The 21,318-nt window shown below is 70.6% G+C and carries 19 protein-coding genes; 4 read left to right on the top strand and 15 right to left on the bottom strand.

Annotation, left to right across the window (positions count from 1 at the left end; all coding sequences use genetic code 11):
* Positions 1 to 140: 140 nt before the first annotated feature.
* Both ABT247_RS19815 and ABT247_RS19810 read right to left on the bottom strand, forming a co-directional pair.
* A complete protein-coding gene (locus ABT247_RS19815; protein WP_350744109.1) occupies positions 141 to 743 on the bottom strand; it encodes a LuxR C-terminal-related transcriptional regulator in 603 nt (200 codons plus the stop codon).
* 123 nt (positions 744 to 866) lie between these two features.
* Positions 867 to 2,303 (bottom strand): MFS transporter, encoded by a 1,437-nt coding sequence (locus tag ABT247_RS19810; RefSeq protein WP_350744108.1) that lies wholly within the window; start codon positions 2,301 to 2,303, stop codon positions 867 to 869.
* A 202-nt stretch (positions 2,304 to 2,505) separates the two neighbouring features.
* On the opposite strand from ABT247_RS19810, the gene ABT247_RS19805 reads away from it, so the two are divergent.
* The 3 genes from ABT247_RS19805 (at position 2,506) to ABT247_RS19795 (ending at position 5,631) form a co-directional block, all read left to right on the top strand.
* The gene (locus ABT247_RS19805; protein WP_350744107.1) at positions 2,506 to 3,177 is read left to right on the top strand and encodes a TetR/AcrR family transcriptional regulator; all 672 of its coding nucleotides are present in this window, start codon (positions 2,506 to 2,508) and stop codon (positions 3,175 to 3,177) included.
* Positions 3,178 to 3,653: 476 nt separating this feature from the next.
* Positions 3,654 to 4,595 carry a ketoacyl-ACP synthase III family protein gene (locus tag ABT247_RS19800; RefSeq protein WP_350744106.1) on the top strand — a complete coding sequence of 314 codons (942 nt, stop codon included), beginning with the start codon at positions 3,654 to 3,656 and terminating at the stop codon, positions 4,593 to 4,595.
* A gap of 109 nt (positions 4,596 to 4,704) precedes the next feature.
* Positions 4,705 to 5,631: an alpha/beta hydrolase gene (locus ABT247_RS19795; RefSeq protein WP_350744105.1), complete on the top strand. Its 927-nt coding sequence runs from the start codon at positions 4,705 to 4,707 to the stop codon at positions 5,629 to 5,631.
* A 208-nt stretch (positions 5,632 to 5,839) separates the two neighbouring features.
* Here the strand turns inward: ABT247_RS19795 and ABT247_RS19790 are convergent, their stop codons facing one another.
* From ABT247_RS19790 to ABT247_RS19730, 13 genes are all read right to left on the bottom strand, one after another.
* Positions 5,840 to 6,805: a chlorinating enzyme gene (locus tag ABT247_RS19790; protein WP_350744104.1), complete on the bottom strand. Its 966-nt coding sequence runs from the start codon at positions 6,803 to 6,805 to the stop codon at positions 5,840 to 5,842.
* Between the two features lie 173 nt (positions 6,806 to 6,978).
* The gene (locus tag ABT247_RS19785) at positions 6,979 to 8,694 is read right to left on the bottom strand and encodes a pyridoxal-dependent decarboxylase (RefSeq protein WP_350744103.1); all 1,716 of its coding nucleotides are present in this window, start codon (positions 8,692 to 8,694) and stop codon (positions 6,979 to 6,981) included.
* A 45-nt stretch (positions 8,695 to 8,739) separates the two neighbouring features.
* A complete protein-coding gene (locus tag ABT247_RS19780) occupies positions 8,740 to 10,230 on the bottom strand; it encodes an APC family permease (protein ID WP_350744102.1) in 1,491 nt (496 codons plus the stop codon).
* A gap of 84 nt (positions 10,231 to 10,314) precedes the next feature.
* Complete coding sequence (locus ABT247_RS19775; RefSeq protein WP_350744101.1) at positions 10,315 to 10,839, bottom strand: 4'-phosphopantetheinyl transferase superfamily protein; 525 nt, start codon at positions 10,837 to 10,839, stop codon at positions 10,315 to 10,317.
* A gap of 53 nt (positions 10,840 to 10,892) precedes the next feature.
* Positions 10,893 to 11,147: an acyl carrier protein gene (locus ABT247_RS19770; protein WP_350744100.1), complete on the bottom strand. Its 255-nt coding sequence runs from the start codon at positions 11,145 to 11,147 to the stop codon at positions 10,893 to 10,895.
* Positions 11,140 to 12,009, bottom strand: a complete 870-nt coding sequence (locus ABT247_RS19765; RefSeq protein WP_350744099.1) for an alpha/beta fold hydrolase — start codon at positions 12,007 to 12,009, stop codon at positions 11,140 to 11,142. The genes ABT247_RS19770 and ABT247_RS19765 overlap by 8 nt, the downstream gene beginning before the upstream one ends.
* Positions 11,999 to 12,997 (bottom strand): NAD(P)H-dependent flavin oxidoreductase, encoded by a 999-nt coding sequence (locus tag ABT247_RS19760; RefSeq protein WP_350744098.1) that lies wholly within the window; start codon positions 12,995 to 12,997, stop codon positions 11,999 to 12,001. The genes ABT247_RS19765 and ABT247_RS19760 overlap by 11 nt, the downstream gene beginning before the upstream one ends.
* Positions 12,997 to 13,824 (bottom strand): class-II aminoacyl-tRNA synthetase family protein, encoded by an 828-nt coding sequence (locus tag ABT247_RS19755; protein ID WP_350744097.1) that lies wholly within the window; start codon positions 13,822 to 13,824, stop codon positions 12,997 to 12,999. The genes ABT247_RS19760 and ABT247_RS19755 overlap by 1 nt, the downstream gene beginning before the upstream one ends.
* The gene (locus ABT247_RS19750; protein ID WP_234355654.1) at positions 13,824 to 14,069 is read right to left on the bottom strand and encodes an acyl carrier protein; all 246 of its coding nucleotides are present in this window, start codon (positions 14,067 to 14,069) and stop codon (positions 13,824 to 13,826) included. Before ABT247_RS19750 ends, ABT247_RS19755 begins: the two co-directional genes overlap by 1 nt.
* Positions 14,066 to 14,944, bottom strand: coding sequence for a diiron oxygenase (locus ABT247_RS19745; protein ID WP_350744096.1), 879 nt, complete (start codon positions 14,942 to 14,944; stop codon positions 14,066 to 14,068). Before ABT247_RS19745 ends, ABT247_RS19750 begins: the two co-directional genes overlap by 4 nt.
* A 44-nt stretch (positions 14,945 to 14,988) precedes the next feature.
* On the bottom strand, positions 14,989 to 15,960 hold the full coding sequence (locus ABT247_RS19740) for a hypothetical protein (RefSeq protein ID WP_350744095.1): 972 nt from the start codon (positions 15,958 to 15,960) through the stop codon (positions 14,989 to 14,991).
* Between the two features lie 636 nt (positions 15,961 to 16,596).
* Complete coding sequence (locus ABT247_RS19735; protein WP_350744094.1) at positions 16,597 to 17,829, bottom strand: cytochrome P450 family protein; 1,233 nt, start codon at positions 17,827 to 17,829, stop codon at positions 16,597 to 16,599.
* Positions 17,830 to 18,043: 214 nt separating this feature from the next.
* Positions 18,044 to 18,718, bottom strand: a complete 675-nt coding sequence (locus ABT247_RS19730) for a ScbR family autoregulator-binding transcription factor (protein WP_350744093.1) — start codon at positions 18,716 to 18,718, stop codon at positions 18,044 to 18,046.
* A gap of 557 nt (positions 18,719 to 19,275) precedes the next feature.
* Here ABT247_RS19730 and ABT247_RS19725 point away from each other — a divergent pair.
* A complete protein-coding gene (locus tag ABT247_RS19725; protein ID WP_350744092.1) occupies positions 19,276 to 21,243 on the top strand; it encodes an acyl-CoA dehydrogenase family protein in 1,968 nt (655 codons plus the stop codon).
* The last annotated feature ends 75 nt before the right edge of the window (positions 21,244 to 21,318 follow it).

Below are 21,318 nucleotides of genomic sequence, written 5' to 3'. Positions count from 1 at the left end.
GAGGAGAAGCGCTTCCTGGGACTGCCGTACCGGCGCTACCCCACGACCCGCCCCAACGCCGCCCGGGAGATCGCCGCACGCGTCGCGGCGACCCTTCGAGCCAGGTACCGGGGCGGCGGGCGTTTCGGTGCGGACCCCCCTCAGATCCAGCGCGACTCCCGGGCAATGCGCAGCGCGTCGATCCGGTTGCGCGCACCCATCTTCGCCACCATCGATGCGAGGTAGTTGCGCACCGTTCCCTCCGAGAGGTGCATCCGGGCCGCTATCTCGGGGACCGTGTCGCCCCGGGCGACCCGTTCGAGCACCGAGAACTCACGCGCGCTGAGCGGGCAGTCGCTGTTGCTCAGCGCCGCCACCGTCAGCTCCGCGTCGAAGACCCGCTCTCCTTGGTGCACGCGGTGGATGGCCTCGACGAACTGGCTCGGTGACACGCTGCGTTCCACGATGCCGGAGATGCCGGCGGCGAATGCCTGACGAACGAGGGAACGCGTCACCGCGGTGGAGAGCAGAATGCTCCGGCAGCCCAGGTTCGCGATTTTCTCGGCGACGTCGATCGCGTCGCTGTCCTCGCCCTCGAAGCTGATGACCGCGACGTCGGGCCGGTGCGTCTCGGCGAATTGCAGCGCAGCGGAGGTGCTTTCCGCGGGTCCGACGACACGGACTTCCTCGCGTCGCTCCAGCAGTGCGGCCAGCGCGACGCGGGACAGATGCAGGTCATCGGATACCAGGACATCGATTCCCATGCAGTCCCCCTGACTAGTGACTCGGACAACTAGCTAGTCATTGTGGGGATCACGACTGGGTGAGGTCTGGACGCCGTCTATAGACGGGCCCGGGAGAGGAGTGCCGCCCGGTGGTTCGTCAGGTCACGGCTTGTGCGCTCCGTCATCGGTGGCGGGGGCGGGCCGGGGCAGGACGAAGAGCGCGATGAGGACGCCGCAGGCGAGGAGTCCGGCGCCGACCAGCATGCCGAGCGCGTATCCGTCGTTGAGCGTGGCGGGCGTGAGCACACTGCCGGTGCGGTTCGCGGCGACGGTGCCGAGAGCGGCGAGGCCGAGCGAGGCGCCGATCTGGCGCGTGCTGTTGAGCACACCGGAGGCGGCGCCCGCCTCGTGCGGTTGGACGCCTCCGGTGGCGATGGAGACGGCCGGCGCGAGGCACAGGCCGATGCCGATGCTGGCGAGGACGGACGGGCCGAGGACGTCGGCCAGGAACGAGCCGTCGGAGCGCATCAGGCCGAACCAGGCGTAGCCGAGCGCGGCCAGCGTGCCGCCGGTGATCAGCATGTTCCGGGGGGCGAACTTGTAGCCGAACTTGACGGCGAGGGTGGAGCCGACGACGACGCCCAGCATGAACGGCAGGAACTCGGCTCCCGCGCGGGCCGGGCTGCCGCCGAGCACCCGCTGGAGGTAGAGGGAGACGAAGTACAGGGCCGAGGCCATGGCGCCGCCGAACAGCAGGATGAAGAGGTTGGCGCCGGCGACCGAGCGGTTGGTGAACAGGCCGAGGCGGATCAGCGGGTCGCGCTTGGTGGTCCGCTCGACCTGGATGAACGCGGCGAGCAGGGCGACGGAGACCACCAGCGTGAGCAGGGTGGTCGGCGAGGTCCACGCGTACTGGTCGGTGCGGACGATGCCGAACACGAGCAGGGCCGCGCCCGCCGTGGCCAGCACGGCACCCAGCACGTCCGGCCGGCCGCGGCGCGCGGCCGTGGCGTCCGGGGCGATGCCGTGCCAGGCGAGGGCCAGCGCGAGGGCGGCCATCGGCAGGTTCACGTACATGACCCACTGCCAGCCCGCGTACTGGGTGAGCAGGCCGCCGACCAGGACGCCGACGGCGCCTCCGGAGGCGTTCATCGCGCTCCAGATGCCGAAGGCCTTCACGCGCTCCTTGCCCCCGGGGAACGTCGAGGAGAGCAGCGCCAGCGCGGCCGGCGCGAGTGCCGCGGCGCCGATGCCCTGTGCGGCGCGCGCGGCCACTAACTGACCGGGCGCCTGCGCGAGGCCGCCGAGGAGTGAGGAGAGGCCGAACAGGCCGAGCCCGAACAGCATCACGCGCTTGTGCCCGTAACGGTCGGCGATCTTGCCGCCCAGCAGGAGCAGGCCGCCGAAGGTGAGGGCGTAGGCGTGGATCACCCAGGTCAGACCCACCTGGCTGAAGCCCAGGCCGCTGGCGATCTGGGGCAGTCCGACGTTCACCACCGTCAGGTCGAGCGACACCATGAACTGCACCACGGAGACCGCCGCGAGGGTGGTCCCGGGTCGTGCGCCGCGCGCGACGACCATCGTGTTCTCACTTGCCACTTGCGTACTCGTCACCGCATCCAGCCCCTCTGCTTCTGGTCGTGCCGATGGAGTTTCCGACCGTGTTCCGAAATTAGCAGCGGGGACCGCGAGGTGTCGACCGTGCAGGTCAACACCCCTGCGAACCATGGGTGTCGGCGCAAGGCATGATGGGGCGATGCAGCGAACGAACGCACCGCGGCGACCTGTCGGACGCCCTCCCGTGACCTCTCGCGAACAGATCCTGACCGCGGCTCGCGCCCTCATCGACGAGTACGGGTGGGAGAAGCTCACGGTCCGCCGGCTGGCCTCCGAGATCGGCGTCGGGACGACGACCCTGTACTCGCACCTGCGGGACAAGGAAGACCTGCTGTTCCTGCTGATCTACGAGTACGCGGAGCAGATCCCGCACCCCGAGCTGCCGAGCGAGCCGCGGGAGCGGATCGTCACGGCCGCCGTCGCGATCCACGACGGCCTGGCGGCGTGGCCCTGGGCGGCGGAGGTCCTCACCACCGACGGGTTCATCGCCCGGCTCGGCGACTCGTTCCTCTGGCTGGTCGAGACGATCCTGGCCGGGGTCGTCGATGCCGGATGCCCCCAGGAGCAGACCGTCCGGATCTTCCGCAGCATCTGGTACTACACGGTCGGCGAGATCCTCGTTCGCGCGCACACCCGCCACCGCAAGATGGACGAGGAGGACCCCACCTGCCTCAACCCCTACTTCGGCAACGCCGACGGCCCGCTGCGGCACCCGACCCTGGCCGCCGTCGCCGGCCGGTGGGCGGCCCTGGCCGGGCAGGACACCTTCGAGCAGGGGCTGCGCGCCTTCGTCGACGGTCTGCTCGCGCAGTGCCTGGCGCAGACCTCCGGGACACCGGGCGCGGGGCCGAGCTGACCGTTCAACTGTCTACCGCAGACAGTTGAACGGCGCGCGCCGGGCGCGGCTTTCCGTGGATCCTTCACCCATTCTCGTGGGTATTTCCTTTTCGCCCGCCCGCGCCTAACCTCGGTCGACGGTGGCGGCGGGCCCGGAAACGGGCGGACACCCGGCGAAGTCATGAGAAATGCACCTATGCGGGACCGGGCCCGGCATTTTAGCGTGACCGCATCCCGAGGAAACCTCTCCGCGATCCGGGCCCCGCGCTCCGGGGCCCGGATCGCGGGGCGTGACCGTGCTCACCGTGAACCGCTCACCGCAATCCCGTGCCAGACGGGCATCGAACTCGGAAGAAGAGTCGGACCATGAACATCCCTGTCTACATCGCGTCGGCTGCGGCCTGGATTCCGTCCGCGGAATCGGCAGCGGAAGCGGTGGCCGCCGGTCAATACCCTGCTGACGACAATGCCACCAACAAAATACCCTGCCTGCCGGTGGCACCGGATGACATCTCGGTCCCGGACATGGGAGCGATCGCCGGGCGGAAGGCCCTGGAGCGGGCCGAGGAGATCGTCGGCGGCCAGGTCGACCTGATCCTGCACGCGTCGATCTACCACCAGGGCCGCGACCACCACTGGAACTCGGCTCCGTACATCCAGCGCGAGCTGGGCGTCGCCGACGCCTTCTCCCTGAACCTGGAGGGGATGTCGAACGGCGGAATGGCGGCGATCGACCTGGCGATGGCCCGGCTCGAGGCCGGCCGGGGCACGAGCGCGCTGATCACCACGGCGGACCGGTTCTGTCCGCCCGGGTTCGACCGGTGGCGGGGCTCGTACGGCATCCTCTTCGGCGACGGCGCCACGGCGATGGTCCTCTCCACGACCGGCGGTTTCGCCCGCATCCAGGCCATCGCGTCGATCACTGACAGCTCCCTGGAGCCGCTGCACCGGGGCACCGCCCCGTTCACCAACGCGTACGGCGTGGTCGAGAACGAGAACCTGCGCACTCCCAAGAAGTCGTACCTGGAGGAGGTCGGGACGGAGTCGGTGCTGCGGCGCGCCGAGGAGGCGCTGATGAGCGTCCTCGCCAAGGTGCTCAGCCGCACCGGGACCACGCTCGACGACTTCGCCAGGATCCTGCTGCCCAACATGGGGCACGGGCTGATGGAGGCCCAGTTCTTCAAGCCGCTGGACATCCCCGCCGAACGCACGCTGTGGAACTGGGGGCGCTACGCGGGGCACTTGGGCGCGGGCGACCTGACCGCGGCGGTGGCCCGCCTGGTGGAGAAGAAGGAAGTGAGCCCGGGCGACCGCGTGCTGCTGATCGGCACCGGCGGCGGCTACTCGGTGACCGTGGCCGCGGTGGAGATCGAGTCGGTGCCGCAGTGGCCCGAGACCACGACCGACTTCACCCTGCCCGCCGACGTCACGGCCTGAGTCCCGAACGGCTGCTCGCGCCGTAGCCCGACCCCGTTGAACAGCCGGCCGCGCGGATCCGGACCGCCGGATCCGCCGTCGGTGCGACTCGAGGAGAGCCCTCTTGGCCATGGACCGTTTCGTCCGCGCCTTGATCCAGTGGCAGGCCGGCAGCCGACCCGAACCGGCGCGCACGCTCACCGTGGCGCAGCAGCGCGAGCGCTACGCCGCCCAGGCGGCCCAGTTCAGCGCGGGCGCCGGGGACGCGGGCGTCGAGACGAAGGACCAGCTGATCGACGGCGGTGACGGCGAGTTCGGCGTCCGGACGTATCTGCCGCCCACCGACCGGGGGCGTCTGGTGACGTACCTGCACGGGGGCGGCTGGGCCGTCGGTGACGTCGACACGCACGACCCGGTCTGCCGTCGCATCGCCTCCGAACTCGGCGCGGTCGTCGTCTCCGTCGACTACCGCCGTGCGCCGGAGCATCCGTACCCCGGCCCGCTGCGGGACGGCATCGCCGCGTCCGACTGGGCGGACCGCACCTTCCCGGGCCGCCGGCACGTGATCGCCGGGGACAGCGCGGGCGGGGCGCTGGCGGTGGGGATCGCGATGCACTACCGCGACCACGGCGGCGTGGAGTTCGCCGCGCAGCTGCTGGTGTACCCGGTGGCCGATCCGCAGCTGCGGTTCCCGTCCGCGCGCACCTACGGCTCGGGGTACCTGTTGGAGGTCGACGACCTGCGCTGGCACTACGAGCAGTACGTACCGGATCCGGCGCGCCGGAAGGACCCGGCGGTCGACTTGCTGGGCGCCGATCACCGCGGACTGCCGCCCGCGGTGGTCGGCACGGCCGAGTTCGACCCGCTGCACGACGAGGGCGTCGAGCTCGCGGTGCGGTTGGCCCGAGCCGGCGTCGAGGTGCAGCACGTGCCCGCTCCCGGCCTGGTGCACGGGTATCTCCTCATGGCCGGCGTCCTGCCGGCCGCCGCGGTGGCGATGGGCAACGTGCTGGCCGCCGTGGAACGGATGCTGACCTCGGCTCCCGCGGCGCAGTAGGGCTTGTCCGACCATTCGCGTCGCGTCAGCGGGAATGGTCGGGCAAGCCCTGGCGCCGGCCGCATCCCCTCTCCGGCAGCCCTGGTCCGTGCCTTCGCCCCTGCGGCGTGGAGCACGGACCAGGGCTGCGGTGCATGCCCGGCGGGGAGGAGGAGGCCTGCGGTTGCCGCGGCCGCCGCAGGCCGGCCGCGGCAACCGCGTGTCGGCCTCAAGCGCTGGTGGGCGCGCCGTCGTTGCGGCGGCGGAAGACGTGGCCGGCGGTGGTGCTCACGGCGATGCGGTTGTGTCCGAAGCGGTCCTCGCCGCTGACCAGGACCGCTCCGTACCGCTCCAGGCTCGCCCGGGCGCCGAACTCCTCGACCGCCGAAGCTCCGGGGTAGATCCGCACGAACGCGGGCACGTAGCGGGCCGAGAAGCCCATGCGCATCCGCTTGGTCCGACCGGCGTGCGGGTGCGAGGCGTGCAGGAGGCGCGACCAGAACATGACGAACTGCCCGGCCCTCAGCTCCACGGACACGGCCCGCGACTCGTCCGGCTGCCAGTGCGGGTCGATCTGGAGTTCGCGGTAGTCGTAGCCGAAGAAGCCGCGCCGGACGCCGTTCTTCACCACGGAGGTGTTCCGGTCGGGGTCGTAGAGCATGTGCTTGGTCTCGTCGTAGTGCATGGTGCGGTGGGTGCCGGGGATGAACTGCAGGCCGCCCATGTCGGCGGGGGCGTCGGTGAAGGCGCACCACACGGTGAGGCAGCCGCCCGGGCCCGATCCCGGCGGCCACTGGATCTGGGGCCGGCCGGAGGCGTTGGCGAAGGTGTCGGACTGGTGCCAGTCCGTGCCTTCGTTGCCCGGGTACTTGGGGAAGAAGTCCGAGCGCCAGCACAGCACGTCAGGCCCGAGTACGGAGACGACCCGGTCCACGATGCCCGGCTGGGTGATGTGGTCGGCGAGGAAGGCGTTGTCGAGGTGCCGGTCGTGGTTGGACAGGTTCGCCGCCTCCGATCCGTCGGTGGCGTCCTGGTACACCGCGCCGCTGCAGTCCGTGAGGTCCTGGCGGGTCCGGGCCCACTGCCGTGCGATCTCGTCGGGCTCGTAGAGCGTGAAGGGGCCCGCGTACCCGGTCCGGTGGAACTGCTCCAGCTCGTCGGCGGTGAGCCGGAAGTCGTGCTGTTGGGCGGACATGCCTCTCCTCGGTCGTGGCTCGGGACCTCTGGGCAGACGTGGACCGGCCCGGGAAAGCGAAGGGGCCCACGTGCCCGGGGAGCACGTGGGCCGGCCCGCGTCCGCGGCGGCCTTCTCGAGCGGCCCGCGGGCCGCGTCCGTCACCTCAGAGGTCATTGCGGTGTGGGTTCGGGTCAGCCCGCCATCGCGTCGGCCACCGGTTCGACCGGTCGGGCCGCTCGCGCCCCGCCGGCGGTGGTGCCGGTGGGCGGGTCCGGGGTGAAGGCGCCCGGCTGTCGCAGCTCGTCCAGGAGCTCGTCGACGCGCTCCGCGGTGAGGTGGCGCATCACGTACAGGTGGACGTACGCGCGGGCGGTGCCGTCGACGTGCACGGACTCGCTGGCCAGGGAGTAGCGGCGGACGATGTCCGCGCGGGGCTGGCGGAACCGGATGCTCAGCGACTGCGGGCTGCGGGCGACCCACAGGTCGTGGCCCAGTCGCTCCTGCAGTGCGAGGAGTTGGCGGTGGGTGTAGGCCGCGAGGCGGTCGCACTCGGCCGCCAGCCGGGCCTGGTCGTCGTAGGAGTGACGGGCCAGGTAGTCCCACATCAGGAGCGAGGAGAAGCCGTTGCGGGAGCCCGCGAAGGTGGTGTCGGCGGCGCCGATGTACTCCGAGGCCCCGGGCGGGGCCATCTGCAGTCCGGTGCGGGTCATGAACACTCCGCACGCCCACGGCGTGCCCATCCACTTGTGCCCGCTCATGGTCAGTGAGTGCAGGTCGCCGAGCCGGAAGTCGAAGACCGGCGGTGCCTGCTCCACCATGCCCGCGTTCCGGGCCATCTCCAGGAAGGGCGCGTAGCCGGCGCCGAGGGCCCCGTCGACGTGCAGCCAGAATCCCGACCGTTCGTCCTGGCCGCCCTCCTCGCCGCGGCCGTGGTGGACGTTCCGCTTGTCCAGGCCGTACTCGGCGCAGATGGCGCGCACCGTGCGGGCGACCGCTTCGACGTCGTCGTAGGCGCCCTTGAAGGTGGACCCGTAGTTGAGGCTGACCAGGATGGGGTAGCCGCGGCTGGCGAAGAACCTGACCAGGACGGCGAGTTGTTCGACGTCGATGGCGCCGTCCTCGGTGGAGGGCACCTTCCGCGGCCAGGGGGTGCCCGGTGCGAGCGGGTTGTCGTCGGGGTAGCGCGTGGAGCCCAGGTCGTGGAAGGTGTCGATGGCCAGCGCCCGTACGGCCTTGGTCAGCGAGTAGTGGGTGTCCTCGGAGAAGAACGCCACCGGATGGAAGGCGTTCGGGCCGTCGCCCTGCGGGGCCTGCTCGACGCCGGCCTGGCCGGGCTCGCGGTGGTGGGTGCGCAGGGGCTTGCCCGACAGGTAGTCCCGTGCGTTCCACAGGCCGTACAGGTTGCCTTCGCTGGAGCCCATGGTCAGGACGTAGCCCCAGTACGACTCGGGGTCCTGCGGGTCGTGCGGCCACTTCGCGTGCCACAGTGACGCGAAGTAGTCGAGGACGACGCGTTCGAGCACCTTGGAGTTGAGTGTGTACGAGCTGGACTGGTACGGGTCGCCGACGTTGTTGAGGTGGCGGTTGAGGTAGTGCCCCAGGCGTTGTTCGTAGTCGAGGTCGCTGGTGACCTGGTAGCCGGCGAAGTTGCGGGTCTGGGTGTCCACGTGGCGGCGGAACAGTGCCTCGGCCTCGCCGTACTGCTGCGCGTCGAGCCCGGTCGGCGGCAACTGCACCTTGTAGTGGGGTACTTCGGGGACGTGGAGGTAGGCCGCCCTGGGGTCGCTGGACGGCGGGGTGCCGTAGGGGCGTCCGCCGACGACCCCAAGGCTGCTGAAGGTCTTCTGCCACGGTGTGTCTTCGGGACCGAACGGTATGTCCGCATGGGTTTCGGCTTCACGAACCATTGGAGCTGATCCTTTCCGGTGCGCGGCTTTCCGCTCGAGGCGGAGTCACTGCGCTGCTTGGGAGAGGCTGCCGGCGGGGTCTGCGAGCGGGGCGGTGGGCGGCGGCACCGGCATGGATGCGCCGCCGAGGCGGGTGTACCGGTCCGGACGGGCCGAGCGCAGCCAGGAGGCGAAGGCGATGCCGAGGCCGACGGCCGCCAGCAGGAGCCACGGCAACGCGGTGACGACGGGATTCGTGGTCCCGGTCAACACGTCGAAGTTCGACACCACCAGAACCGCCGCGGTGATCAGTCCCAGCGCGCCCAGCGCGGGCGCGATGACGGTCTGCCAGCGTTCCTCGCGCCGGTTCCGGAAGTAGCCGATCACCGCCACCGAGGCCAGGGCCTGGAGCAGGATGATGCCGAGGGTGCCCAGGCCCAGCATGCTGGTCGACATGTTCACGTACGGGTCGAGGCCCGCGGCCGCGAACAGGGCGACCGTCACCGTGCTGAAGACGGACTGGGTCACACTGGCCCGGTGCACGGAGCTGTGCCCGGCGTGGGTGGCGTTGAGGCGCCCCGGCAGCAGCCCGTCGCGGCTCAGGGCGTACATGTACCGGTTGGCGGCGTTGTGCAGCGCCAGCCAGGAGGCGAAGAGGCTGGTGCACAGCAGCACTTGCATGGTGACGGTGGCGGCGTGGCCCAGGTATCCGTCGCTGAGCAGGAAGAACAGGTCGCCGAGGTGGTTCGCGGCTTGCGTCTGGATCCGCTCGGGGCCCACCGCACCGACGGCGACCCAGCTGGTCAGGGCGTAGAACGAGGCGACGACCAGGACGGCGATGACGGTGGCGCGGGGCACGCTGCGGTGCGGCGCCTTGGCCTCCTCGCCGTACAGGGCGGCCGACTCGAAGCCGAGGAAGGAGGCGAAACCGAACATCACGGCGACGCCGAGTCCGGGGGCGAGGACCTGGTGGGGGGCGAAGGAGGCGGACGGCAGGGCCGCGGCGCCGTGACGGGCCAGGACCGCGATGTCCAGTGCGACCAGGATGGCGATCTCGCACACCATGCAGACGGACAGCAGCCGGGCGCTGAGGTTGGCCTCCCGGTAGCCGAGCAAGGCGACCAGCAGCAGGCCGAGTCCCGCCCACGCCTGCCAGGGCAGGTTCAGCCCGTGGTCCGCGGCCACGTTCTGGGTGAAGTAGGCGAACGCGCCGAGGACGCCGACCGTGGCGGCGTTGTAGGCGAGCACCGCGAGCAGTCCCGCCCCGGCCGCCACGCGGCGGCCGAGACCGTGCGCGATGTGGGCGTAGAAACCGCCCATGTCGCTGATCCGCCGTGAGATGGCGGCGTAGCCGGCGGAGAAGCACAGCAGGGTCAGGCCGGCGAAGAGGAACATGGCCGGTACGCCGGGGCCGGTGCCGATGGCGAAGGCGAGCGGGACGGTGAACACCATCGCGGCCAGGGGGGCGGCTGCGGCGATGATGATGAACACGATCTTCGGGGTGGTCAGCGTGCGCTGGAAGCGTGCGCTCCCCCCGGACGGGGATGTACCGGTCATGAGGGTCTCCAGATGAGGGGCAAGGGCCCGGAACCGAGCGGCGGATCAGGCTCGTGGGACGGCGGGTGGGCGAGAGGGCCGGCTTCAGCGGCGGATCGCCACGGCGAACGACAGATCCGTCCGCGCGTGGATCCACACCGGCACCGATTCGCCGCGGTACGTCGCGGTCAACACGCCCCCGGCGTGACCGAGGTTGATCTGCCAGAACAGGAACTCCCCCAGCGTGCCGAGGGAGTTCAGAGCCTTGAAGGCGGCCTCCTTGGCGGCGAACAGGTCCCGCGCGGTGTGGGGCCCGCCCGGGGGGAGCAGCAGGCGCCGCTCCTGTTCCCGCAGGACGAACGCGGCCGTGCGGGGGGGCACGGCCGCGGGCTCGATGTCGACGCCGACCGCCTCGGCGCCGGGGACCACCACGGCGACCGCGAGCCGGCCGGTGTGGGAGATGGAACCGGCGAACCCGTGGGGGAAGAGCGGCCGGCCATCCCGGGCCCGCGGCACCGTCCGCTCGGCGGAGCCGGCTGCGGCCAGCGCGGCGGCGGCCGCCCGGCGGCCGGCGGTGAACTGCTCCGCCGGTCCGTGGGGCGGCGCCACCCACGACGTTTCCAGTGACATCCGCGGCACCGTGCCCCGGGACGGGGCCGGTTCGACGATCACCGTGCGAGCCCTCAGTTGCGCAGCGCCACGACGTGGCCTGCCAGTGAGTCGATCGAGCGCAGCACTTCGGGCCGGATGTCGTCGTCCCACTCGAAGCCGAACGCGTCCTCCATCGCGACCAGCAGGGCGACCAGCGCGGTGGAGGGGACTCCGGCCTCGCGGAGCGAGGCGGTGTCCTGCACCTGGCTGACGAAGGAGGGGCCGCCGAACACGCCGACCAGCAGCTCGCGGATCCGCTGGCGCACCTCCACCGCGGTGTCAGGCATCGGCTTCCACTTCTTCGATGAACTTGCGCGTGATCTCCTGGAAGGCGACCGGCTCGTCGAGGAAGGGCACGTGGCCGGCCTTGGGCATGATCACGCAGCGGCCCTTGGGGAACAGGGCGGCCAGCTCGTGCCCCGCGGTCGGGCCGAGCAGGATGTCGTCGTCGCCCAGGGCGATCAGCGTCGGCGCCTGGATCCGGGTCAGCAGCTCGGAGCTGGGGTCGCCCTGCTGCGCCAGCGCCAGGCCGTTGTTGAGCTCCTCGGGCGTCGACATGGCCAGGAAGCTCTCGCGGAGGCCGAGGTAGCCCGGCACGCGGTACTCCTCGATCATCTGGGTGCTGACGAACTCGGGGTACATGTGGGCGAACAGCGTGGGGATGTCGTGGCTGTTCAGCGTCTGGAGCCAGGCGCGCTGGAGCATCCGGTGCCGGCGGATCTGCGGGCCGACGACCGGTCCGGCCAGGATGAGGCCGCGGACCCGGTCGGGGTGGGCGAGGGCCATGTCGCGGGCGAGCTGGGTGGAGGCCGAGGAGGCGAGGAGGTAGGTCGAGTCGATCTCCAGGGCGTCGAGCAGCCGGGCCAGGTCCTCGACGTGCTCCTCCCAGGTGGGCTCCTGCTCCAGGCGGGTGGAGTGGCCGTGGTTGGCCAGGTCGTAGCTGACGATGCGGTGGTGCTTGGCGAGCTCGTCGGTGTAGTCCCGCCAGAACGGGGCGGTGAAGAAGAAGTTGTTGAGCGTCGTGATGGCAATGCCTTCACCGGTGGACTCGCAGTAGAGCTGGACGCCCTCCCTGGTCGGGATCAACGGCAGGTCCTCGCGGTAGCTCAGGTCGTGGTAGTACTCGTCGTGCACTGCCTCAGTGGACATGGTGTTCCGGCCTTTCGTTGCTCTTGACTGTTTCGGGGCCCGGAAGGACCCGTGCGAACGCGGCGACGATGTCTGCCGCCGGGGCTTCCTCGGTGATCTCGCCGCAGGACTGGCCGCAGTACAGCGCCATCTCCTCGATGCGGCCGCTGGTCGCGTCGGTGGGGACCGCCGCGCTGAACCGCGGCACCAGGTACGGCTTGCCTTCGACCACCGTCTTGCCGATGAACTTCGCGGGCAGGCTCGGGTCGGCGGTGACGGCCGTGGCGAGCACGCGGTGCCGCCGGCCCGGCCAGCCGATCTCGTACACGTCGCTGATCACGGTGTCGGCCTGGTCCGCGGCGGTGACCGCGGACTTGAAGCGGGCGTGGGCGCGCGCCTGGTGGGCGACGACGAAGGCGGTGCCGAGCAGCACCCCGTCGGCGCCGGCGGCCAGCGCCCGTGCGGCCTCCTCGGGCGAGCCGATTCCGCCCGAGGCGACCAGGCAGGCGTCGGGCAGCAGTGCCCGCAGTGCTCCCACCAGGTCGTCGCGGCGCTGCGTGCCGAGGAGGTGGCCGCCCGCCTCGATGCCCTGGGCCACCACCACGGCGCCGCGGTCGGCCGCGTGGACGCCGTCCCGGACCGACCCGACCTGGACCACCAGCTGCCGGCCCGCCGCGGTGACCCGGTCGAAGACCGCGTCGTCGGGCATGCCGAAGAAGGACAGGTGCACGCGGTGCGGTGTCTCGTCGAGCACCTGGGCCACTTGCCGGTCCAGTTCGTCGGGCCCGACCACTTCCGGGATGAGGTTCACGCCGACGGGCCGGTCGGTGCCGGAGACCAGCCGGGCGAGGATGGCCGACAGCGCGCTGCCGGCCAACTTGTAGCCGCCCACGCAGCCCGCGGCGCCCGCGTTGGACACCGCGCAGGCCAGCTCCGAGCCGGCGACCCCGCCCATGCCCGACTGGAGCAGGCTCACCCGCAGGCCGAGCACGCTCGCTGCGGACGGCATCAGTGCAGGCTCTCGACCGCGGCGGCGGCGGCGTCCGCGCTGCCGAACCGGTCGGTCAGGACGTGCACCCAGCGCTCCAGGCCGAAGGCCAGGCAGCTGGTGTGCGCCGTGTCCTCGCCGGCCAGGATGCCGCACCGCTCGCCGAAGAAGTTGCGGTGGTAGTTGACCGAGCCGATGGCCAGGCCGCCCACCACGAACTCCTCCTTGACCGGGAACAGGCGCTGCATCTTCGCCTTGCCGCTGTTCTTGTCGAAGAAGGGGTCGGTGGCGACCTCGAGGCGGACGTCGAGGCCCAGTTCGGCGCACAGGGCGGTCACGGCGTTCTTGGCGCGCAGCAGGTGGTTCTTGGCCACGTCCTCCGCCGCCACGCAGACGATCTCCCGCATGGAGAAGCCGAGCAACCGCTGGAGGCCCTGGTAGTGGGTCTCGTTGCGGAAGCAGGTGCCGACCGTGGTGCGCATCGTCCCCTCGGCGGGCAGCGTGGAGCCCGCCAGGTTGACGTAGATGGAGTAGCAGGCCGCCGAGGGCAGCGCGAACGCGGTCGGCTCCATCACGTCGGCGGGGATCCGCTCCACCGGCCGCTGCGACTGCTTGAGCAGGCCGCCGAGGCGCTCGGGGTCGAGCCGGGTCGCCGCGAGACCCAGGTGCGGGAAGTTGTCGTAGTAGTCGAAGCGGTCGAGGTCCTCGCAGCGCATCAGGAAGGGGAACCGGAACTCCGGGGCGTCCCAGCCGTCGGCCAGGCGCCGGAACACCGCGTCGATCGCCCGCAGCACCCGCAGCTGGCTGCCGTCCAGAACTCCGAGGCCGTTGTCGGTCACTGTGGTCATCAGGCTGCTTCCTTCGTGAAGAATCGGGCGTTCACCGCGCTGAGGGTGCGGAAGTCGTCGAGGTCCAGGTCCTCCGGGTCGATCGACTCGCCGGTCAGCTCTTCCAGCAGGAAGATGAACTCGACGAAGGCCAGGGAGTTGATGGCGCGGCTGTCGATGAGGTCCAGGTCGTCGGGCAGCTGGTCGAGCTTGGGGTTGCGGGCCAGGATGAAGTCGCGCACCGCCTGCATGGGCTCGGTGGTCACTTGATCAGCTCCCTGCCGACGCCCGCCTTCGACAGGAACTTGCGCGTGCGCTTCAGCACCTGCTCGTGCGCCTCGATGCGGGCGGGGTGCTCCAGCGCCCGCCGGCGCAGCGCGAGGGCGTCGGGGATGCCCGCGTCGCGGTAGGCGGCCGGGTTGTAGAGGGTGGCGATGCTGTACTGCAGGTAGCTCTCCAGGTACTCGGCGACCACCGGTACCTCGTTCGGGTCGCGCTTGGCCACCTGGGCGAGCAGGTTGGTGAAGATCATCCGGCCGAAGGCGACGTGCCGGCTCTCGTCCTGGTGGTGCACCCGGTTGATCTCGCGGGCGATCGCCGGCAGGGACTGGTCGGTCGCCATGTGCGCGTTGTAGTAGTCGACGATCTCCTCGAAGATCAGGATGCGGGCGAACACGATCAGCTCGCGGGCCACGGTGGACAGGTGCTCGACCGAGTCGGCCTTGAGCGCCGGCTGGGCCGGGTACAGCCGGCCGCCGTAGCGCAGGCAGAACTGCGCGAAGAACCACATGTGCTCGTTTTCCTCACCGATGAAGTGGTGCAGGAATTCCGAGACGTCCGCGTAGGTCCGCTCGTGAATGCGCATCACGACGTCGTTGAGCAGTTCGCGGATGCCGTGGATGTTCAGGCTGAAGAAGTTGATCGCCTCGTACTTGGTGAGTGCGATCTGCTGTTCGCGGGTCAGCTCGTCCCACATCTCGGTGCCGGCCAGCGTGGTCAGGCTCTCGCTCATCCACGGCATGCCGGGTTCGATGGCGTCGGGCCAGTCGAACATCGAGTAGGGGTTGTAGTAGCCGGATTCGGCCAGGTTCTCCAGCCGTTCGAGGTCCAGCACGATCGGCTCGATTTCACGTACCGCCATGTTTCACTCACCCTTCCGAAGGCAGTGGTGCGGGATTTTCAGCTTCAGCTCGTCGATCGGATGTCCGCGCGCACCTGGACCGGCTCGGGGGAGCCGCACTCGTGGTGTCCGAAGGGCGCGTTGCCGGAAGCCGTGGACGGGATCACCTTGTTGTAGATCGACCCGAGGCACAGCTCCTGGAAGTCGGCGGTGTTCGGCGACAGGCGGGCGGCCAGCTGCGACTTGGCGATGTCGACGGTCTTGAGCGCGCCGTCGTCGTCCACGACTTCCACGCAGGCGTGCGGCAGGTCGAGGGCGCCGCCCAGCACGCCGCAGAACCAGCCCCGCTTCGCCTCGGCCCGGTATCCGGCCGCCCGGAACCGCTCGGCGAGCAGCAGGCTCGCCGCGATGCAGCTGGTGGCACCGAGCGCGTGCACCAGGTCGTAGTCGGCCTGCATCGCGACGGGGATCATCTGCCAGCGGTAGCCGGAGTCGAGGTAGTCCCGGGTGATGCCGCGCAGCCGGGTGGAGAGCAGGGGGGTCCTGGCGCCGACGGTGGTGACCGTCGCCTCGTAGGAGGCCGAGCGCGCGCTCGGCTGCGGCGCCGCTCCCCCGGCCACCCGCCCGCCGAAGCGGGCGGCGTCGGGCGCGGCGAAACGCCAGGGCGCCGGCCCCTCGCACGCGGTGCATTCCAGCGTGACCCTGAAGTCCCAGGACTTCTCGCGCAACAGGTCGTCGACCGGACGGCCGGCGAAGCGGAACAGCATGCGGAACGCGAGTTCCGGCTGGGTGTTTCCCCGGCCCGAGTACATGCCGAGGTTGTAGAGGTCGTTCACGTCGAAGTGGCGCACGCCCGCCCGGTCTTCGAACGGAAGGCCCGCGTCCACGAGTCTGTCGATGTCCGCCGAACCGCACCTCAGCATTTCCTGCGCCGTCGATTCGGAATGGGTCTTGTGGGAGTACTTGGCGGGTATGAACTCGATCGATTTCGCCACCGTTTCCCACGGCTGCTCAGGGGTGACGTCTTGACGCAGCACAGCCTGTTCCTCCAGGAAATAGATCGGGCCGACGAATCGGCGCCCTTCACTGCCACAACGCCAAGGCAACGCGACTGGACCGACTTTAGGTGTCGGGGGTTGCCGCGCGGAATAGTGGTTCCGCATGCCCGTTCATGCGTTTTGCACACGCGGACCGGAAGAATGAATACGGGCGTACCCGGGGGGCGGCGGCGGCCAGGGACTCGACGTTTCCCAGGGGGGGGTGCGGAAGGTTGCCGGCGGCGGCCTGACGGGCGTGCGCGGGGTCTGACGGGCCGTGCGCGGGGTCTGACGGGCCGTGTGCGGGGTCTGACGGGCCGTGTGCGGGGTCTGACGGGCCGTGTGCGGCGGTCTGCGGGGCCGGCCGGTCGGGTGGGGGGACCCGCGCCCGGTCGGCGCCGACGCCCGGTGGGGACGTACCGCGCCGAAGCGGCGCCGGCGGTCCGGCAGACGGCGCGCGGCGGCGGGGTGCGTCACGAGGACCCCGTGCGGCTGGATCCGCCAGGACCAGGTGGGCCAGGACCAGGTAGGCCTGTGCCGGGCCGGACGGGGTCCTCGGCGAGCGGGACACGACCTGATGGCCGGCGGTGCGACGAGGTCGCGCCGCCGGCCGGCGACATCACGCGACGACGGGCTTCAGGAAACCGGGGACAGGAACACCGGCAGTTCCCGGTAGGTGTTCATCAGGAAGCTCTGCGCGGGCTGGAGTTCGTCCGGGCGGCACGCCAGCCGCATGCGGGGGAAGCGTTCGAAGAGGGCGGCGAAGGCCGTGGTCGCCTCCAACTCGGCGAGCGGAGCGCCCAGGCAATGGTGCGTTCCGTGCCCGAAGCCGAGCAGATCACGGTCCTGGCGCAGCACGTCGAAGCGGTCGGCGTGGGGTCCGTAGCGCTCGGGATCCAGGCCGGCTGCCGCGAACGAGACCAGGATGGGGTCTCCCTTGCGGATCGTCACGCCGTCCAGGTCGATGTCCTCGACGGCGAACCTCATCGGCGAGTACGCGCCGGGCGTGTGCACCCGCATGGTCTCGTCGGACACGTCCTGCCAGGTCGCGCGGCCCGCCAGGACGTACTCCAGCTGGTCGGGGTGGCTCAGCAACGCGCCCACGGCGTTGGTGATCAGTGCGGCGGTGGTGTCCTGCCCGCCGGCGATCATGAGGAAGAGAGTGCCGAGCAGTTCCTCCTCGCTCAGGCGGTCCTCCTGGTCCCGCGCCTCGATCAGGGACGTGGTCAGGTCGTTTCCGGGCTCGGCCCGTTTGGCCCGCACCAGGTCCGACAGCAGCGTGAACGCCTGCACCCGCGCCGCCTCGACCTCCCGTGCCGAGATGGTGGTGCTGAAGACCTTGTGCAGTGCGACGCACAGCGCGTCCGTGGCCTCGCCCTGCGGGACGCCGAACAGTTCGCAGATGACCCGCATCGGCAGCACCTCGGCGAAGGCGCGCCGAAGGTCGACCCGGGTTCCGGCCGGAAGGGCGTCCATCCGGTCGAGGAGTTCCGAGGTGATCCCGGCGACCCGGGGACGCAGCATCTCGGTGCGCCGCATGGTGAACGCCCCGGCGACCAGCCGGCGCAGCCGGGCGTGGCTCTCCCCGTAGGCGAAGAGCATGTTCTCGTTCGCCACCCACGGGTACAGCGGCCACTCCTCGGTGATCCGCCCTTCGACGAACGCCGGCCAGTGCCGATGGGCGTCCTTCGACACCCGCCAGTCGGTCAGGAGTTGCTCGACGTGCCGTTGCCCGACCACGGCCCAGGCCACGACGCCCCCGGGCAGCTCCACCTGCACGGCCGGGCCCCGGGCCCGCAGCACCGCCGCCTCTCCGGCCAGGTCACGCCCCGTCACGTCCAGGACGTAAGGGCAGCCGGCAACGTCCATCTTCGTTCCCTCCCCCGGTCGTTCCCCGCGGCGCACAATCTACTGCGCCTCGCGCCGGGTGGGGACGTTGCGCCCGGCACATTGGCCGGGCCGGCTCCACCACCTGCCCGGTGGTCCTTCCTCTCCGGCGGGCCGGACGCGTCGGGCGGGACGACGACTCGTCGCCGTGGTGCCGGGCGGTGCCGCGGGTGAACGTCCCTGCGGGTCGAGACACCTAGACGGCGGCGCGGGACTCCTCACGCTGCTTCAGCGCCGCCTCGTACACCCGGGCCCCCCGATCGGCGGCCAGGTCGAGTCGGGCGAACACCGGCGGCACCGCGATGGTCTCCATCAGGTGGCGCTGCAACTCCGACACCCGTTCCGGCATGTCGGCGTGATCGGTCATGATCTTGGAAAGTATCTGCACCCCGGTGAACGCCCCGAGGAACATCCGCGCCGCGACCGCCACGTCGACGTGCGGCAGCAGTTCGCCGTTCTCCCTGGCCTTTTCGAGCAGGACTTGGTTGCGTTCGATCCACCCGCTCATCGGCACGCGCCGGTCCAGGCCGTCGTTCGGCGTCCCCTGATCCATCGTCAGTCGAATGCTGCCCTGCACGACCGGATCCCGCTTGGAGAGCATGTGGGCGAGGACGAACGCCTCGTCCAGGCCCTGCTGGAGCATCAGTTGCTGCGGCGGCAGCTCCGGTACCGAGGTGAGCTGGTCGGCCAGGACCGCCTGGGCCAGATCGGCCTTCGAGCCGAAGTGGAAGTACAGGGATCCCTTGGCCGCCTGGGCCCGGTGGAGGATCTCGGCGATCGTCGCCGCTTCGTATCCCACCTCGGCAAAGACTGCGGCCGCCGCGACGAGGATGGCCCGCCTCGTCCTGATGGCCCGTTCCTGCACCGCCACGCCCTACCTCCGCCTTGCTCCATCAGCGATTGGACAAAACAAACCGATGGCCCATAGTGCCACGCCCTGCTGCTCGCACGGCCGGCCGCGCCAGGAGCAGTCGTGACGAGCGACCTGACGGACACATAAGATACCCATTAACAGACTTTGAGCAAGACGGAACGCTCTGATTTTTTCGCGGACCCGCCCTACCGGGCAGTAGCCTGATTTCCCGCAATGAATAGGCTAATCCGCCGCGGAGGCGCCGGACGTGAACGGCAGGTGCCTCTCTTCGATGCGTTTCGGTGAGCACGGCGACGGCCGGCCCGGGCCCGTCGTTCCACTCAGAATTCCGGCCGATCAGCCCTTCGGCCGTACTCTCCGCGACCTACCGGCAGCGTTCGGTGCGGCGGCCGAGAGGACGCCTGACGCGGCCGCTTAGGGCAAATCAACAGAAAACGCAACACCGTGTCCGGTAATGTTTTAGTTGCTTGAAGAAAAAAACGATGTCCCCGTATCTTCTGGGTCGCTCCATGTCCTGACCGAGTTGGATCACCCGGGGGAGACTCATGGCACTCGTGGCAACCGAACCTGGCGTGCGCGCCGCAGTCGAGGGCATTCGCCGTCCGACCGACGGCTGCCCGCCCCACGACATGCGCGCCGTCGAGACCTTTTCGGCCGCACGGCCGGAAGCGGCGGGCACCTCGCCGGTGCGGCAACTGTCCCGGCTGCTGTTCGGACACGGCGGCGAACGGGACAGGATCCACGGCACCTGGCGCCGGCTGATCAGTCATCCGACGTTCCGCCACCGCCCCGGCCGCTCCGCCGCCGAGCAGGAGGCCCTGGCCTACACGTGGCTGCGGCTGGTGAACGACGCCGTCGACGGAGCCGAAAGCCTCGCCGCAGACCCCGACCTGCTGGCGAGTCTGCACGAATGGGCCGCGATCGTGGACGGCGGAGGGAGCCTGTGCACGGTGGCGGGGATCCACTACAACCTGTTCCTGGGCAGCATCCTGGACCACGACCCGGACGCCCGGCGGGACCTGTCCGAGTTCACCGCCATGCGCCGCATCGGGACATTCCTGTGCACCGAGCTCGACCACGGCAACGACAGCTTCAACATCGAGACCACCGCCGAACTCGACCGGGACTCGGGCGGGTTCGTCCTCCACACCCCCCATGCCGGCGCGCAGAAGTTCATGCCCAACACCAGCACCACCGGCGGCCCCAAGACCGCGGTGGTCGCCGCCCGCCTCCTGGTGGACGGCCAGGACCAGGGCGTCTTCCTCTTCCTGACCCCGCTCAGCGACGAGCAGGGGCTGCTGCCCGGCATCCAGGTGCGCCGGCTTCCCCGGCGGCCGGCCGCCCCCGTCGACCACTGCCTCACCTCCTTCCACCACGTTCGGCTGCCGCGCGAGGCCCTGCTGGAAGCGGACCACGGCCGGCTCGGCCACGACGGCACCCTGACCAGCGCCCTCGGCAGCCGCCGCAAGAGGTTCCTGCGGTCCATCGGCCGGGTCACCGTGGGCAAGCTGTGCATGAGCGGGGCAGCCGTCGGTGCCTCACGGGCGGCACTGGCCATCGCCGTGCGCTACGGCCAGCACCGCCACGTCACCGGGCCCAAGCCCGGCCAGCGCCTCGCCCTCAACGTTCACCGCAGCCACCACAGCCGTCTGCTGACATCGCTGGCCAGCGCCTACGCGATGACCTTCCTGCACCGCTCGGTACTCTCCCGCTGGAACCACCACACCGCCGAGGACCGCAGCGAGGCCGAACGCCTGGTGGCGATCGCCAAGGGTTGGATCACCTGGCAGGCTCGCGCCATCCTCGTGGAATGCCGCGAACGCTGCGGTGCTCAGGGCCTGTTCGCCGTCAACGGCCTGGTGGGGTACGCCCAGTATGCCGAAGGAACCGTGACCGCCGAAGGCGACAATCTGGTCATCTGGAGCAAAGCCGCAGCGGAACTGCTGTTCAGCCACCAGGACGATGCCGCTGCGGCGACCACCCCGCCGGCCTGCGGTGAGCTGACCGACCCGCACGTCCTGCGCGCCCTGCTCGCCCGGGCCCAAGCCATCTGGCAGGCACGCGCCCGCACCGCCCTGCGCCGCGGCCCCGTCAACGACCCCGTCGCACGCTGGAACGCCGCCTCCCCGGCAGCCCTGCGCATGGTTTCCGTCCACGCCGCCCTGCAAGCCGCCGACGCCTTCATCGACGCGGTCCACCGGGCCGCGGAACCCCGGGCCCGGCATCTGCTGCGCCGGCTGTGCACGCTCTTCCTGCTCGACCAGCTCGGCCAGCACACCGGCGACCTGCTGGCCGAATCCCACCTCACCCCGGACCAGGTCCGGCAACTGCCCACCGTCACCGACTCGGTCTTCGCGGATCTCGCACCGCACATGACCACCCTCGTCGACGCCTTCGATCTGCCCGGTCAGTTCCTCGACGCCATACCCATCGCCAACGCCGCCGGCATCGACCTCGCCGACTACGCAGACCTCGCCGACTCCGCACCCGTCGCCGGGGAGCACGTCCAAGGGATCGTCTGAGCCGCTGGCGCGACGGCCGGTCCCGGGCCGGGTCGCCTCGACCGGGACCGAAACGCCTCGCCGCTCGTCCTCGAC

This window comes from Kitasatospora sp. NPDC001539, from assembly GCF_040298565.1.
GTDB lineage: Bacteria > Actinomycetota > Actinomycetes > Streptomycetales > Streptomycetaceae > Kitasatospora.
The sequence above is the reverse complement of the archived record's forward strand: the minus strand, read 5'-3'. Positions and strand labels throughout refer to the sequence as shown.

What these genes read in the sequence shown, in the direction of transcription:
- ABT247_RS19755 (WP_350744097.1), bottom strand. Translation starts at nt 13,824, where the DNA reads ATGACCACAGTGACCGACAACGGCCTCGGAGTTCTGGACGGCAGCCAG.
- ABT247_RS19780 (WP_350744102.1), bottom strand. Translation starts at nt 10,230, where the DNA reads ATGACCGGTACATCCCCGTCCGGGGGGAGCGCACGCTTCCAGCGCACG.
- ABT247_RS19765 (WP_350744099.1), bottom strand. Translation starts at nt 12,009, where the DNA reads ATGTCCACTGAGGCAGTGCACGACGAGTACTACCACGACCTGAGCTAC.
- ABT247_RS19795 (WP_350744105.1), top strand. Translation starts at nt 4,705, where the DNA reads ATGGACCGTTTCGTCCGCGCCTTGATCCAGTGGCAGGCCGGCAGCCGA.
- ABT247_RS19735 (WP_350744094.1), bottom strand. Translation starts at nt 17,829, where the DNA reads ATGGACGTTGCCGGCTGCCCTTACGTCCTGGACGTGACGGGGCGTGAC.
- ABT247_RS19745 (WP_350744096.1), bottom strand. Translation starts at nt 14,944, where the DNA reads ATGGCGGTACGTGAAATCGAGCCGATCGTGCTGGACCTCGAACGGCTG.
- ABT247_RS19790 (WP_350744104.1), bottom strand. Translation starts at nt 6,805, where the DNA reads ATGTCCGCCCAACAGCACGACTTCCGGCTCACCGCCGACGAGCTGGAG.
- ABT247_RS19770 (WP_350744100.1), bottom strand. Translation starts at nt 11,147, where the DNA reads ATGCCTGACACCGCGGTGGAGGTGCGCCAGCGGATCCGCGAGCTGCTG.
- ABT247_RS19760 (WP_350744098.1), bottom strand. Translation starts at nt 12,997, where the DNA reads ATGCCGTCCGCAGCGAGCGTGCTCGGCCTGCGGGTGAGCCTGCTCCAG.
- ABT247_RS19775 (WP_350744101.1), bottom strand. Translation starts at nt 10,839, where the DNA reads ATGTCACTGGAAACGTCGTGGGTGGCGCCGCCCCACGGACCGGCGGAG.
- ABT247_RS19785 (WP_350744103.1), bottom strand. Translation starts at nt 8,694, where the DNA reads ATGGTTCGTGAAGCCGAAACCCATGCGGACATACCGTTCGGTCCCGAA.
- ABT247_RS19815 (WP_350744109.1), bottom strand. Translation starts at nt 743, where the DNA reads ATGGGAATCGATGTCCTGGTATCCGATGACCTGCATCTGTCCCGCGTC.